Genomic DNA, 14,715 nt, shown 5'->3' with positions numbered 1-14,715 from the left:
CCCGTCTTCAAAAATGATTTGAGACAATTTGTGTTTTAAAGGAACCGGATCTTGTATGTGGTTTAAAATGATCAGGGCATTCTCAAATTATAAATTTATTTTGAAAATGCCCGTCGTAATTATGACTTTATTGATTATTTGCAATAATCATCAATAACTTCACAGCCTCTTTTTTCGAGTTCACGCTCAATCCATGAATTATCACGTTTGTTTTCTTTAATTGCTTTGATAATAGCCTCTTCATCAGCGTGTTTTTTACGTGCTTTTTCGATGAGTTCTGGTGCATCTTTAGGAGAAACAATGACAACGCCGTCATCATCTCCAATGACGATGTCACCGGGATTAACAACAACACTTCCTACATGGATCGGTGTTCCAATTTCACCAGGACCTTCTTTATAGGGCCCTGCGGCAGTAACCCCCGCTGCATAGATAGGTAAGTCCATTTCAGATAATGTTGCAACATCGCGGATAGCACCGTCGATAATAATGCCGCCTATTTTTTTAGTAATGGCCGTTTGCATCATAATCTCACCCGTGATTGAATTGGTAACGTCACCATGGGCATCAACAATAATAATATCGCCGGGTTGAGCCATATGTAATGCTTTATGCAACATCAAATTATCACCCGCTCTTACTTTTACAGTAAAAGCGCAGCCTAAAAGATTTGGATTGCTGATTTTTTGTATGCGTGCATCAAGAACGCAGGTGCGGTTCATCATATCAGCGATATTGGCGACGGGAATACCACGAAATCCTTCAATCAGTTCAGGGGCGGGGCGGTTGATTTTTGTATAAATACGAAATCCGATATTAGTCATGTTAAAATCCTTTTATGTTAAACTGTGGGTAGAAAAATATTGTTGATATAAATTAAGGGGCGTCTTTCAAATCAGGCGCCCCAATTGAGCTTAGAACAAGCCGAGCCAACGCCAATAAGTGACAGCACATAGGCTATAAACAATAACCGCTACCGTACAGATAGGAACGCCTACCTTTGGAAAATCGCTCATTTTGAGTTCTCCGGTACCAAAGACCAGCAAGTTGGAAATTGTATTGTAGAACAAAAAGAGTGGGAATCCGCCAATGATCATGCCGGCCGGCATTGCGAGTACTATTGGATCGATATTGGCCGCTTGTGCAATACTAATCACAATAGGAATCATCATTGTGGTCATCTTGGTCGTGCCCATAAACGGAATGTGCAAATACTGGATGATAAAAATGACGATAAGCAAAAGCATGAGCACTGAAATATGACTGACATTCAGCATACTGAATAAAGTTGTCACAAGCCAATTGGCAGCATTGGTTGAGATTAATAGATCGGCAACGATAAAACCGCCACCCATGATGAGCATGAATTGAAAAGCAGAGGATTTGGAAGCATCTGCCCAGGTTACAACACCAAATAAGAACATTAAGCAAACGCCCAGCAGAGCCGCTATTGTTGTGTTGATACCCGTGACGCTGCCAGTCAACCAGAGAATAACAACGAAGAGGAAAATCATGCCGGTTTTCCATTCGGCAATGCTCATTTTGCCAAGACTGCTGTATTTTTCAAGGATGAGCTCCTTCCCACCAGGGATTTCATTGAGCTCTGCTTTAAAGACAGTTTTGATAAACCACCATGCAAAAAATGTCATAATGAATGCGGGCGGAAAACCATATATCAGCCATTCTACGTAAGATATTTGGTGACCTGTCGCTTTAGCAATAAAGTCGGCAGTCACAGGATTTGGTACGGTTGCTGTTAGAATACCAGCACTGATAATTGAATTGGTGAAGGCGAGTGTCAACAAGAGGCTGACTGCAAATCTACTGCGGCCCTCTTGTTGGGTATTCTTTCGATAAATCTCGATAATAGCCATGCAGATTGGTAACAATGCTGCTGTTCTGGCTGCAGTGGATGGAATCAAAAATGCCAATAGAATATTGGCAAATGTTATGCCAAGCGTGATGCGAATAGAGGTGCAACCAATTTTCGACAATAGCCAATAAATCAAGCGCTCAGAAAAGCCAGATTTGGACATTGCTGGCGCCATTAACAAAGCTGCTACAATCAGGAAAATGGAAGGCGTAGAAAAATTATTTAACGCCTTTCCAACTGTCATTAATTGTAGGCTAACAACCACAATCGCCATAATAAGACTGCTAATAGCCAGCGGTACCGGTTCTAATGCCCATAAGACGATGATGCCTGCAAACAATGCCAAAGCTTTCTGCCCGTCTGGGGTTAATCCTTCTGGATTTGGAAGAAGGCTAATAATAAGGACAACAAGTGCAGCAATGCTAATGCCAATAAGCCTAGCTTTTTGAGTTTTTACTTTTTTCTCCGCCATAGGAGGTCTCCATTTTTTTACCCTCCCAAGGTGAATTTATTATAAAATATGAGATAAGAAAAGGTTCTGTTTATGATTATTGCCTCACATCAGCGCCTTTGAGACAAAATTGGGTTAATTGATAAGAGAGGATTTCTGTCTCATTCTAGCCGAAGGAGAAGGCACAATGAGAATAAAGAAATTGACATCGAAGCAAGAAGCGGAAGCGACGATCAGAACAATACGTCGTGTAACACGCAAACAGTATTCAGCAGAAGAAAAAAACCGTATTGTTTTAGCCGGATTGCGAGGCGAAGAAAGCATTGCTGCATTATGTCGGTGTGAAGGCATTGCAGAGGCGCTTTATTACAAATGGTCGAAGGACTTTCTAGAAGCTGGAAAGAAGCGGCTAGCAGGTGATACGGAGCGCGCAGCCAATACGGATGAGGTTAAGGCGCTTCGTCATGAAAGCCGTCATCTCAAGGAAGCTGTTGCCGATCTTACCTTGGAAAATCGGTTGCTAAAAAAAAGCATGATTGCGGCTGGGGACGACGATATATGAGATATAAAGCTTCAGAAAAACAGGAAATCATCCGCCTGGTCGAACAATCCCATTTGCCTGTTAGCCAGACATTGCAAAAGCTGGGTGTCTCAAAGCCTACTTTCTATCGCTGGTATAATCGATGGTTAGAACATGGTATTGAGGGACTGGAAGATAAATCGTCTGCGCCGTCCCGTATCTGGAATCGTATTCCCGATAATGTGCGCGAGCAAGTGATAGAAGCAGCCCTTGATGACGCCCATCTCAGCCCAAGGGAACTGGCAGTGAAGTTTACCGACACAAAGCAGTATTTTATCTCGGAAGCCAGTGTTTATCGCATTCTCAAAGAACAAGACCTGGTCACCAGTCCTGCCTATGTCGTGGTCAAAGCCAATGATGAATACAAAGACAAGACTGTCAGACCCAATGAAATGTGGCAAACCGATTTTACCTATCTGAAGGTGATCGGCTATGGCTGATTTTATCTCTCCACTATTCTCGATGACTTCTCGCGTTAATTGCATGGAAGCTGTGTTCCACAATGCGGGTTGAGGATGTCACGGATACGGTTCAGCTTGCCATTGACGCATCGGGCTGCAATGATCCCAAGGTCAAACAGCCACCACGTCTATTATCGGATAATGGGCCAGCCTATATTGCGGATGATTTAGAGAAGTGGCTTAAAAAGCGCGGCATCACCCAGCTTCACGGCGCACCACTTCATCCGCAGACACAGGGTAAAATCGAACGTTGGCATCAGACGATGAAGAATCGCATTTTGCTTGAAAACTATTTCTATCCGGAAGACCTTGAACAGCAGATTGCCGCTTTCGTGGATTACTTTCTTGCGTTTTTCGTCTGCTTATTTGGTTTCCAACCAAAACGCGCTCAACGTAACAACCACCGATATCACGAAAGTCTCAATAATCTGACACCAGCAGATGTGTATCATGAAAGAGGAGAAAAAATCTTAAAACAACAAACAATAATCAAGTTCAGAACATTGGAAAACCGTCGCTTGATTTATCGTAAAAACGCAGCATAATCAAACAACCAAAAACAGGCAGATTCCTCTCTTGTTTTAAAACACAAATTGTCTCAAAGCATTTGAAGACGGACAGGCTTCACCATTACGCTCGCAAAACACCTGCAACAGGGAAAACATTTCAAAGATGAGATACCGGCGGATGTGAACAAGTGATAATGAACACTTCAAGAATATAGCCGTGAAATGCCGTATTGTAACTTGGCATTACGACGATAGTCATTTTCTTTCATCCTTTTTTAATGGCCTGTCAGTTCCTCAATTAAGTCCTTTATATTTTCTATAAATTGAAGTTTTTCAGACTTATAATGCATGATATAATCAATATTGGGGAGTTTTGGCAGTTCTAAAATATCTGTGTAGTCTATCAAGTTTTTAGACATAGAGGACTTATTTAAACATCCTATACCCAATTGAGCTTCAACAGCAGATTGCATGCCTATGACACTGGAAGCATAATGCGATAAAGTATAAGATTTTTTATTATTTTCTAGTTTTTCTATTGCCGCCTTTTGCAACATACAGCCTTTTGGTAAGGTTATGATAGGCAGTGGATTCTCTCTATTTATACTAACATCCTTCGATCCAGCCCAACACAATGGTTCTTGTCCAACGACTATAAAATTATCGTATTTTGGTAATTGCTGCCCACTCAGATTAACAAACAATGCAACGTCATATTGATCTAACGTATGCTCACGAAAGAGCTTAGAACCGCTTTGGATCGAGACATTAAATTGAATGTTTTGATATTGATATCGTAATCCCCGCAATACTGACGCTAGTTTATTTGGCATAAAATAATCTGTAATAGATAGTGTTAGCTCGCATACGGGATCACAACTTTTTATATCGGCAATAATATTCTTGTTTAAAGACAATATCTTTTTTGCATGTTTGTACATCCTTTCACCGACAGCTGTCGGCTTCGCACCGTGCCTACCGCGAGACATCAGTTGGGTGTCACAAAATGCTTCAAGCTTCTGTATTTGCTCACTGATAGCCGATTGAGATTTAAAAAGAACATTCGAAGCATTCGTGTAGCTTCCCATTTCAGTAACGATAACGAATGTGTGAAGAATATCTAAGTCAAGTGCTTCCATGGCCCGTTCTTCCCTATCTAGCTGTTATGTCAACCTTTTTTAATTATTATCGGTTTTTCCGTTATATGTCAATTGTTATATCCGGTTTTACAGATGGATTATGATTGATGTATCCCTCCTCTTGAAATATGGGAGTTTATTTATGTCAACAGATCCAGGTGGTATTTTAGATAACAATAGAGGAGCTTTTTCTGATGGTCATAAATGGAAGGTTCTATTTACAGGTGCGCTTGCCAACACATGTTTTACATTTGTTATAGGTGGAGTGCCTGCTGCTTCAATTATCCTTCGCGACAATTACAATATACAAACAGCTGTGTTGGGGCTGTTGATGGGTATTGTGGGTTTTGGTATCGCGATAAGTGAAATACCTTGGGGCATTGCAACAGATCGCTTTGGTGATAGACCAATATTGATAGTGGGGCTGTCCTCAACTGCGATCGCACTATTCGCTTTGGCCTATTTCACAGACACATCATCGCTTAATTCGATAAGCTCTGTCTTATGTGTAGGTTTATTAGCAGTTGGACTTCTGGGTAGTAGTGTAAATGGTTCCAGCGGTAGAGCCATCATGCAATGGTTTAAACCCCAGGAACGTGGCTTGGCTATGAGTATAAGGCAGACAGCTGTACCGCTAGGTTATGCTTTAGGTGCTATATTATATCCATACATTTCGATTCATTATGGGTTTTCGACAGCATTAGTTATATCAGCAATTGTTTGTGCCTTAGCGACATTTTTTAGCTATCTATGGATTGTGGATCCTGATGCTACGATTGGACAAAGGACATCCAAAGCAACCGAATTAAACACTAGAAAATCAACGCCCCCTCTAAAATCTGCGAGAGTATGGCGTATAGTTGCAGCTGTGGGCATTTTATGTGCTCCTCAGTTTGCACTGATGACATTTTCGATGCTTTTTTTGCATGATTTCGCTGGACTAAATATCGGATATATTAGTATTATTTTATTCCTTATTCAGATTAGTTCAATACCTACACGTATTGGAAGTGGAATTTATACGGATAAAAAAGGGAATAGAAGAACCTTTCTGAAGGTTATCACTGCGTTTTCATTTATTTTATTTGTGTCCCTTACGGTTCTCACTTATATTTCTTATAAGTCCAATGCACATCACTTTTCCTACCTACTCAGTTTCGTTGTCCTTACATGCGGCATATCGATTTCTGCCTGGCATGGAGTGGGGTACACAGAGTTAGCTACAGCTGCGGGGCAGAAGAGTGTGGCAACTGCCCTAGCCATGGGTAATTCAGCAGTTTTTTTCATCCTTTTTGCCACACCAACAGTAATACCATGGCTATTGATTAAACTCTCTTGGGTTGGTGTTTGGGCAATAATGGCCGTTATTTGCGCCATAGCCTACTGTTTATTCGAAAAGCCAAATTCCGATTATAACTGTAATTCATAAAGGCGTAAGTGATGAATAGGGTTTACAATTGTCTCAAAGCATTTGAAGACGGACAGCAGCACCTTGACCTCATCCGTATTGGCTGGACTTGCCCGTATTTATTAGAGAGCCAATTCTTTCATTTTTTGTTTTTCGGTTTCGAATTGAATAGGTGATTTATATCCAAGAGCGGAATGTTTTCTGATTGGATTATAAAACCCGTTTATATATTCGCCAATAGCTTTTATGGCCTGTTTGCGTGTCTGGAAGACCGTCATCCAGATGAGTTCCGATTTGATTGTCTTGAAGACCGTCTCAACCATGGCATTGTCATAGCAGTTTCCCTTGCCGCTCATTGATGCCACAATAGCGTTATCTTCAAGCACCTTGCGATAATCATGGCTGGCATATTGGCTGCCCCTGTCACTGTGATGGATAAGATCCAAAGCCGGATTGCGCAGAGCAATAGCTTTCTTCAAAGCCCGAATTGGCAATTCCTTTGTCATTCGTTCCCCTATATCCCAGCCGATAATCCGGCGTGAATATAAGTCAACAACAATAGCAAGATATAACCAGCCCTCAGTCGTCCAGATATAACTGATATCAGCACCCCATTTCTGGTCTGGCCCCTCGCATGTGAAGTCTTGATCCAGAAGATTGGGGGCAATCGGATGATCGTGATGACTATCCGTCGTCCGTTTGAAGCGTGTTTTCTGGCGTGCCTTCAAGCCATTTTCCCGCATCAATCGTGCTACGCGATGGCGACAGACAACGATGCCATCATCGCATAGTTGAGCATATATACGCGGGCTGCCATAGCTTTGACGCGAGAGTGAAAAACAATCGCGAATATGCGCCAACACAATCATATCATCAAATTGCCGGCGGCTGGGAACGCGGTGTTTCCATGCATAATAACCGCTGACACTGACACCGGCCAGTCGACATAAACGCGGCAGAGACATAACGGCCTTCTCGCGATCAATAAAGGCAAACTTCATCGATTTGTCTCCCGTGCAAAGAAGGCCGTTGCTTTTTTTAAAAGATCGCGTTCCTGTCGCAGGATTTCATTTTCTTTACGCAAACGCGCAAGTTCTAACCCCATATCTTCGTGCGGGCCAGCAAGAAGGCTTTCCTCCCTGAAAACACGACGCCAGCGTTCAAGGGTTGATTTGCCTATTCCTAGCTCATCTGCAACAACACAAACACTGCGACCACTGGTCGAAACAATCCTTATGGCCTCGCGTTTGAAATCTTCACTAAATGCTCGTCGTTTCAATGCTCTTACTCCTGTCGCTATATTTTAACAGAAGCTCTCCACTTTTACAGGGCAAGTCCAAGGAGCTTAAGGTGCGCAAACGTGGCGGCCGAAAGCGTGCTTTGGGAACACGTTCACCAATGACCATTCCACAGGATGTCAATCAACGTTGGAGCCTCGACTTTGTCTCGGATGCTCTGATTGATGGTCGACGCTTCCGACTTTTGAATGTGATTGATGACTTCAACCGGCAATGTCTGACAATGATTATCGATTATTCCCTATCAGGCAAGCGTGTTGCGCGCGAACTTGACAGGCTTTGTGAATACCATGGAGCACCCAATATGATTGTCAGTGACAATGGCAGCGAGTTCACATCCAATGCTATGCTTGAATGGCAGGAAAAGCATAAAAATGTCGAATGGCATTACATTGCATCGGGAAAGCCAATGCAGAACGGTTTTATTGAAAGCTTCAATGGCAGGTTACGTGACGAATGCCTCAATGAGCATCTTTTTACTGGTTTGACATATGCACGCCACCTTATCGAAGAATGGAGGAATGACTACAACCATAAAAGACCACATACAAGCCTGAAGGGTTTAACCCCCATAGAATTTACTAAAATGCATAAAAAAGATCAAAATGTGAACATTGCTAACTTATAAATGGGGATAAGTTAGGGGCAAGGTCACTTATCCCGGCTTAACTAACGTTCAAGGCGGTCATGCTAGCAGCGACCGTGGCCCGATGAATCACAAAGAGCTTATTGATAAATACAACCTCCCTGAATTTCCAACCTATATAAAGCATTCTTTGCTTTTGATTAACATTGCAAAATTACAAGATCGATCAGACCGAGACGCAATTTATAATTTAGTACGTTATTGTTGGCGGACCTCTATTCATCGTGCAAGCAAAGCTGACTATGTAATCGCTGTTGTTCGCGGTGTCGCTATCGGTGTTTTTAAACCAAAGAAATGGATGTATGCAACACCAAAAAACTTTCCCGACATCCCCTATGCTTTAGAACGAGATGAAAGCCATCGTATAGGGTTTGTCGGCGAACCAGCGGATAGCGATATATGGTTTGAATATATTGGCGAACGAGGTAAGCGCATTAGCAATCCTGATTTAAAACATATACAAAATCCTATCCGATTTTACAGATGTTAAATAAAGGTTCTTGCCTAATTGGCACGTTCAGTTTGAGGTATTGTAGAAAGAGCTTTGCGTTATCGGAAGATCGGTTGAATAATTTGCAAATCTTGTCGTTTCAATTTTATTACTTCTGTTGCTACATTTTAACAGAAGCTATCAGTAGATTCCGGCGCTGACGGGGGGATCGTCTGAATAAGATCATTGTGGCAATGTCAAACCGGCGATTATTGGGTAGTGGAGCGTCCGGGCGTGCGTACCGATAAAGCCAGCGGCATTGTCAACGATGCCAATGACTGGGCAATTGAAACCATGTACAACCCAGCCTATCCGTTGGAACTGCTTTTAAGAATCATCACTGGTTCACTTGAAACGATGAAAATTGTTCGCAATTTGCCGAAACTGGATATTTAACACCATTGCAAGCGTCCGCCGAAAGGTGGGCTGCGGGGTGGACTGAAAGAAAATTAAATTTCCTAACATATTTTTTTTCATTGTATTTTTAGGAATAAAATGGTGCCCAGAAGAGGACTCGAACCTCCACGCCTCGCGGCACAGATACCTGAAACCTGCGCGTCTACCAATTCCGCCATCTGGGCAGCGGAGTTCATCTAAGCCGATCATGGGCTTGTGTCAATTATATTCGCAATGAAAGCCAAAAAAAATACCGGAACAGTTTAACCGCTCCGGTATTAATGCTAAAAACGAGGAACTCAGCCTTCCAGGACCTTCTTGGAAGCAACAGTAGAATCGGCATTCAACTGATAGATGATCGGAATGCCTGTCGCGAGTTCCTGTTTGACAATGGCTTCGCCACTCATACCTTCAAGAGCCATAATCAAGGCGCGCAATGAATTGCCATGGGCGGCAACAAGGACGGTTTCGCCACGCAATACATGCGGTTGGATGTTGAACATATAATAGGGCCAGACGCGTGCACCTGTGTCGCGCAGGCTTTCACCGCCCGGTGGCGGCACATCATAGGAGCGACGCCAGATATGGACCTGTTCTTCGCCCCATTTTTCACGTGCATCGTCTTTGTTAAGGCCAGAGAGGTCGCCGTAATCACGTTCGTTCAGGGCTTGGTTGCGGATGGTTTTTAAAGCGGATTGGCCCATTTCATCCAGAATATGTTGGCAGGTATGCTGGGCACGCTGCAAACTTGAGGTATAGGCGATATCGAACTTCAAACCTTCGGCTTTCAGTTTTTTGCCGGCAGAGATTGCTTCTTCATGTCCCTTTTCAGTCAGATCCGGATCACGCCATCCAGTAAAAAGATTTTTCAGATTCCATTCGCTTTGACCGTGGCGAACAAGGACGAGTGTTCTTAGCATTTGTTTCTCCATTAGAATGGCATTGATCTTATTTAATCATTAAGTCCGAGAACATCAAACATTGAATAAAGGCCTTTGTCTTTTTTCTGCGCCCATAGAGCCGCTTTGACAGCGCCATTGGCGAAAATAGAACGATCCTGCGCCATATGTGAAAGCACAATGCGTTCGTTATCTCCGGCCAGAATGACTGAATGGTCACCAATGACGGTACCACCCCGTAAAGCTGCAAAACCGATAGTGCCGGTTTCCCGTGCTCCGGTATGGCCATCGCGTCCGCTGACACGTGCATTGTTTAAATTGATATTTCTCCCTTTTGCTGCGGCCTCGCCAAGCAGTAAGGCTGTGCCGGATGGTGCATCGACCTTGCGGCGATGATGCATTTCGACAATTTCGATATCGAAGTCTTCGGCACTTAAAGCACGTGCTGCGCGTTCAACAAGATTGGCCAGTAGATTGACCCCAAGGCTCATGTTGCCGGACTTAACAATTGTTGCATAACGGGCAGCATCATGAATCTGTTTGTTCTGTGTATCGGTAAAACCTGTTGTGCCGATAATATGAACGAGTCCTTTTTGCGCCGCGAATTCAGCGTATTGTACGCTGGCTTCAGGTAGGGTGAAATCAAGAATACCGTCGATTTGTCCTGCCATGTCTTCAAAATTGTCGCTCAATAGCAAATTGGGATTGGCTATTGTGGTCAAGGATGTAACCTTTTGACCGACAAGGGGGGACCCTTGCCTGACGAATGCAGCTGTTAGTTCTGCTTTCTGATTGCGGTCAACAGCTTTGATCAGCTCTTGCCCCATATGGCCATTGGCTCCTACAACAGCGAGACGCATGGACTTTCCTTTTTCAAAATCATCATTCGATATAACTCTAGAACAAAAAGCAGACCCAATCCATAAAGGTGCGCATGATTTTTGTTATTATTTCGCCGGAGCCTTTAAAAGAGCGGCACAGGCTTTTGGCAATTGTGAAACCATCATGATTTTAGGCTTTGGTGTCGGCTTGTTCGAATCTTTGGGTTTGGCGGGCGCCCATGGTTCGTCGGTAAACCACCATGCTAGTGATTTATCACAACCGTCACCTTTGGAGACAGCACTTTGCGGTGTGCAATTTGGAGATCCGGGCTGGCATTTCATGCGGATATGAAAATGCCAGTAATGCCCCCAATAGGGTCGTACTTTGCCAAGCCATGACCGGTCACCTTTAACGGTATCACACATCTGTTTCTTGATCCCCGGATGCACAAAGATACGCTCAACCTGACTGTTGCTAGCTGCATTGCGGATAAGGGCTGTATGGACAGAAGTCCATTTTTTAGGATCGGCATAAAGTGATTTGGACTTGAGCATTGAAATGCCCTTCATGGTTTCGCGCTCTTCACGCGAGAGCCGTTTATCGGGCATTGGAGTCAGCCAGATATCGGCATCAAGTCCGATTTGGTGTGATGCATGTCCATCAAGCATTGGGCCGCCACGTGGTTGAGAAAGATCACCAACCAGTAAACCGTTCCAGCCGTCTTTTTTTGATTGCGCTGCCAGTTCTTCAATGAGTTGAATTAGATTGGGATGACCCCAGTTGCGGTTGCGTGATAAGCGCATAACCTGCCAGTTCGGGCCGTCAATCGGTAACTCGACAGCGCCAGCAAGGCAACCTTTGGAATAAAAACCAATTGATTGTGCCATGCCTTGTGAGGGACGTGTCATAGCACCAAAAGCCTGTTTTGCCGGCTCATCGGCATTAGCAGCTGAAAGACTTGATAAAAGCAGAAAAAGGCCAAGTGTTTTGAGACAGAGAGAAAAAGGACGCATTCAAGGATCTTTCTTTTGAAATCGGTTACTGCCAGCGATTATTTTGCCACATTATATCAAGTGCTTGACGATAATCAGCCATTTTTAACCGGTATCCGGTCGATTTGAGTTTGGCATTGGTAATGCGTTTATTATCACCATAAAAACTCTTTGCCATAGGACTTAAATGCGCTTCATCAAAAGGGGTTTCCGGTGGTGGTGTGATCCCCATCAATTTAGCCGCATAAGTAATGACATCCTGAGGCGGGGCTGGTTCATCATCGGCAAGATTAAAGATACCGCTTATGTTGTGGTACACAAAATGGTCAAGCGCACCAGCTATATCATCAGTGTGGATGCGATTGAAAACCTGACCCGCTTTGATGATGCGATGGGCGGTCCCCTGTTGTAATTTGAGAAAAGCATTGCGACCGGGGCCATAAATGCCGGCAAGACGCAAAATGGCCAAAGGTACGTCATGGTTTTTGGCAAAGTCTTGCCATGCATTTTCAGCTTTCAATCGGCCTTTATTACGGGCCAGTGAAGGCTTGCAATCTGCATTTTCATCAATCCATGCACCTTGATGGTTGCTATAGACACCGACAGTAGAAAGATAGCCGATCCATTGTAATTTTGGCATATCGGCAAAGAGTGTTTTGTCACGTAACAGGATATCGCCTTCTTCATCCGGTGCAATTGATATGATCAGATGGGTAATTTCCTTTAACAGCTTGCGCATGGAATCAGGATTGGCCAGATCGGGAAAAAGCAATGGCTGGATATGGGCGGCTTTTAAGAAAGGAAAGTTCTTTTCATTGCGCGTTGTCCCATAAATATGTTGATCAGCAATTCGGGCAAAGGCCCGTCCGCTCAATCCTGCCCCCATAATTAGATATGTCATGTGAATTGCTCCCATTCGGCAACCAGATCCGGTTCGTTCTCATTCTTTATACGCTGCTGTTTAATGATGTTAAAGTCATGACGTGTCATTAAGCAGCCCAAGGCCCAGATTGCGGCTCCGCGTATAATCTTATCGCTACTGTCGATATGTTTCATGACACGATCAATTAAATTTTTATCTTTGCTGTTGCCAGCAGCAATCAGACAATTACGGATGAACCGGCCAAGACCTATACGCTTAACTGGCGAGCCGGAAAAGAAAGTGCGAAATGTCGGGTCATCCATAGCGAGGAACTGGGCAAGCGGTGGTGCCATCAGGTCTGCGCGTGGCTGCAATTTGATCTCGTGGGTGATACAGGCAAATTTATTCCATGGACAAGCAGCCAGACAATCATCGCAGCCATAGATACGGTTGCCAATTTTTTCGCGAAACTCTATCGGGATCTGTTCTTTAAGTTCGATCGTGAGATAGGAAATACAGCGTGACGCATCAAGCTGGTAGGGGGCTGGAAATGCAGCTGTCGGGCAAGCATTAAGACAGGCTTGACACGAGCCGCAACGGTCCACTTCGCCTTTATCATAAGGCAATGTGATATCGGTGATGATAGAGCCTAAAAACAGCCATGAACCAAAGTTCCGATTGACAAGATTGGTATGTTTGCCTTGCCAGCCGATACCAGCGGCTTCGGCCAAAGGTTTTTCCATCAAGGGGGCCGTGTCGACAAAAACTTTGACATCGGCACCGCTGCGGGCAGCAAAGCGCGAGGCAATCTGTTTCAACCGCCCTTTGACCAGATCGTGATAGTCACGATGTCGGGCGTAGACAGATATATTACCGCAATTCGGCGGTATCAGCGTATCGCGCGGGTTTTTCTCGGGGCCATAATTGATAGCAAGCATGATTACAGAACGGGCTTCGGGCCAGAGCGTGCGCACATCGGCACGTCGCTCGAGTGTTTCTTCCATCCATGTCATGGTCGCATGATATTTTTTGTCTATGGCCTCGCGCAGCCTATTACCGGCACTCAAGGGATGTGTATGGGTAATGGCCAGAGCATCAAAGCCGTGTAGCTTTGCTTCTTCAAGAAGAAAGTCTTTCAGCTTTTGTTTGTTCTTAAAAGTCGAGGTCGACATAATGGGTTGCCGGTGGCAGGCCGCGTATCCGGTCATTGAGAAGCGGGCGGAAAGAAGGGCGTGATTTCATCCGCATATACCAGTCACGAACTGCCGGAAAACTGGTCCAGTCAATTTCGCCCATATAATCGAGAATTGATAAGGCGGCAGAAGCGGCTAGATCGGCATAGGAAATGGATGGACCAGCCAGCCAATCACGACTGGCTGCCAGCCAATTGAGATATTGCAGATGCGGACGAATATTGGCACGAGCATTGCGTAGTACCGCTGAATCGGGTGCCCCGCCGCCCATGGCAAGAGGCATTTCTCGTTTATAGACGCGTTCGCGTACAATATGGCGTGTTGCTTCGCTTTCGAATTTTTGCAAAAACCAGTCCAATAAACGGCGGACTTCTGCACGTTGTAACGGATTTTCCGGGAATAGGCGATGGTCATGGCGCAAGCCGCCACGCGTTTCATCCAGATATTCGATAATAGCATAGATTCCAGGAATTGGTATTTCACGTTCGGCTAGAAGAAGCGGTACCGAACCGGCAGGATTGAGCGCCAGATATTCACGTCGTCTTGCCCATTCGAATTCCTCGATCAAATTGGTGTCGACGCCGAATTCATTGAGAATAAGACGGACGGTGCGCGAGGCTGAAGACATCGGATGATGGAATAGTGTCAGCATGGAAAGTCCGATTTTAGAAAGCAATTTAACATCTTATAAACATC

12 protein-coding genes, 1 tRNA gene and 3 pseudogenes are annotated in these 14,715 nt (G+C 44.3%); 5 read left to right on the top strand and 11 right to left on the bottom strand.

The features are described from left to right. Positions 1-134 precede the first annotated feature (134 nt). Together ACYZ97_RS08810 and ACYZ97_RS08805 are read right to left on the bottom strand one after the other, a co-directional pair. A complete protein-coding gene (locus ACYZ97_RS08810) occupies positions 135-824 on the bottom strand; it encodes an RraA family protein (protein ID WP_473298204.1) in 690 nt (229 codons plus the stop codon). A gap of 90 nt (positions 825-914) precedes the next feature. Next, entirely contained in the window at positions 915-2,345 is a 1,431-nt protein-coding gene (locus ACYZ97_RS08805; RefSeq protein ID WP_473298203.1) for an SLC13 family permease, read from the bottom strand. A 166-nt stretch (positions 2,346-2,511) separates the two neighbouring features. On the opposite strand from ACYZ97_RS08805, the pseudogene ACYZ97_RS08800 reads away from it, so the two are divergent. Continuing rightward, a pseudogene (locus ACYZ97_RS08800) lies at positions 2,512-3,910 on the top strand (IS3 family transposase). A gap of 239 nt (positions 3,911-4,149) precedes the next feature. Here the strand turns inward: ACYZ97_RS08800 and ACYZ97_RS08795 are convergent. After that, positions 4,150-5,013 carry a LysR family transcriptional regulator gene (locus ACYZ97_RS08795; RefSeq protein WP_473298201.1) on the bottom strand — a complete coding sequence of 288 codons (864 nt, stop codon included), beginning with the start codon at positions 5,011-5,013 and terminating at the stop codon, positions 4,150-4,152. Between the two features lie 100 nt (positions 5,014-5,113). Here ACYZ97_RS08795 and ACYZ97_RS08790 point away from each other — a divergent pair, with 100 nt between their 5' ends. After that, a complete protein-coding gene (locus ACYZ97_RS08790) occupies positions 5,114-6,442 on the top strand; it encodes an MFS transporter (RefSeq protein WP_473298200.1) in 1,329 nt (442 codons plus the stop codon). A 101-nt stretch (positions 6,443-6,543) separates the two neighbouring features. Here the strand turns inward: ACYZ97_RS08790 and ACYZ97_RS08785 are convergent. Next, a protein-coding gene (locus ACYZ97_RS08785) for an IS3 family transposase (protein WP_473297831.1) occupies positions 6,544-7,700 on the bottom strand; the annotation gives its coding sequence in 2 pieces (ribosomal slippage) (positions 6,544-7,439 and positions 7,439-7,700; 1,158 coding nt in all). A 53-nt stretch (positions 7,701-7,753) separates the two neighbouring features. Between ACYZ97_RS08785 and ACYZ97_RS08780 the strand changes: the two are divergent. From ACYZ97_RS08780 to ACYZ97_RS08770, 3 genes and pseudogenes are all read left to right on the top strand, one after another. Further along, positions 7,754-8,347 (top strand): annotated as a pseudogene (locus tag ACYZ97_RS08780) (IS3 family transposase); the annotation flags it as partial. A gap of 82 nt (positions 8,348-8,429) precedes the next feature. Beyond that, positions 8,430-8,855, top strand: coding sequence for a hypothetical protein (locus tag ACYZ97_RS08775; protein WP_473298198.1), 426 nt, complete (start codon positions 8,430-8,432; stop codon positions 8,853-8,855). A 213-nt stretch (positions 8,856-9,068) separates the two neighbouring features. Next, positions 9,069-9,251, top strand: a pseudogene (locus ACYZ97_RS08770) (hypothetical protein); the annotation flags it as partial. A 100-nt stretch (positions 9,252-9,351) separates the two neighbouring features. Here ACYZ97_RS08770 and ACYZ97_RS08765 read toward each other — a convergent pair. The 7 genes from ACYZ97_RS08765 to ACYZ97_RS08735 all read right to left on the bottom strand — a co-directional run bounded on the left by ACYZ97_RS08765 (position 9,352) and on the right by ACYZ97_RS08735 (position 14,671). Further along, positions 9,352-9,436 (bottom strand) — tRNA-Leu (locus ACYZ97_RS08765). 114 nt (positions 9,437-9,550) lie between these two features. Next, positions 9,551-10,171 carry a 2,3-bisphosphoglycerate-dependent phosphoglycerate mutase gene (locus ACYZ97_RS08760; protein WP_473298197.1) on the bottom strand — a complete coding sequence of 207 codons (621 nt, stop codon included), beginning with the start codon at positions 10,169-10,171 and terminating at the stop codon, positions 9,551-9,553. Positions 10,172-10,203: 32 nt separating this feature from the next. Continuing rightward, positions 10,204-11,010 (bottom strand): 4-hydroxy-tetrahydrodipicolinate reductase, encoded by an 807-nt coding sequence (dapB, locus tag ACYZ97_RS08755; RefSeq protein WP_473298196.1) that lies wholly within the window; start codon positions 11,008-11,010, stop codon positions 10,204-10,206. Between the two features lie 87 nt (positions 11,011-11,097). Continuing rightward, positions 11,098-11,985, bottom strand: coding sequence for a penicillin-insensitive murein endopeptidase (mepA, locus tag ACYZ97_RS08750; protein WP_473298195.1), 888 nt, complete (start codon positions 11,983-11,985; stop codon positions 11,098-11,100). A gap of 25 nt (positions 11,986-12,010) precedes the next feature. Beyond that, positions 12,011-12,865, bottom strand: coding sequence for an SDR family oxidoreductase (locus tag ACYZ97_RS08745; RefSeq protein ID WP_473298194.1), 855 nt, complete (start codon positions 12,863-12,865; stop codon positions 12,011-12,013). Further along, complete coding sequence (queG, locus tag ACYZ97_RS08740; protein ID WP_473298192.1) at positions 12,862-13,998, bottom strand: tRNA epoxyqueuosine(34) reductase QueG; 1,137 nt, start codon at positions 13,996-13,998, stop codon at positions 12,862-12,864. The genes ACYZ97_RS08745 and queG overlap by 4 nt, the downstream gene beginning before the upstream one ends. Beyond that, positions 13,979-14,671, bottom strand: a complete 693-nt coding sequence (locus tag ACYZ97_RS08735; RefSeq protein ID WP_473298191.1) for a glutathione S-transferase family protein — start codon at positions 14,669-14,671, stop codon at positions 13,979-13,981. Before ACYZ97_RS08735 ends, queG begins: the two co-directional genes overlap by 20 nt. Positions 14,672-14,715 lie beyond the last annotated feature (44 nt).

It is taken from the genome of Bartonella sp. bp_1, from assembly GCF_055808085.1.
Note: the sequence above shows the minus strand (reverse complement) of the source record. Positions and strands in the feature narration are given on the sequence as shown.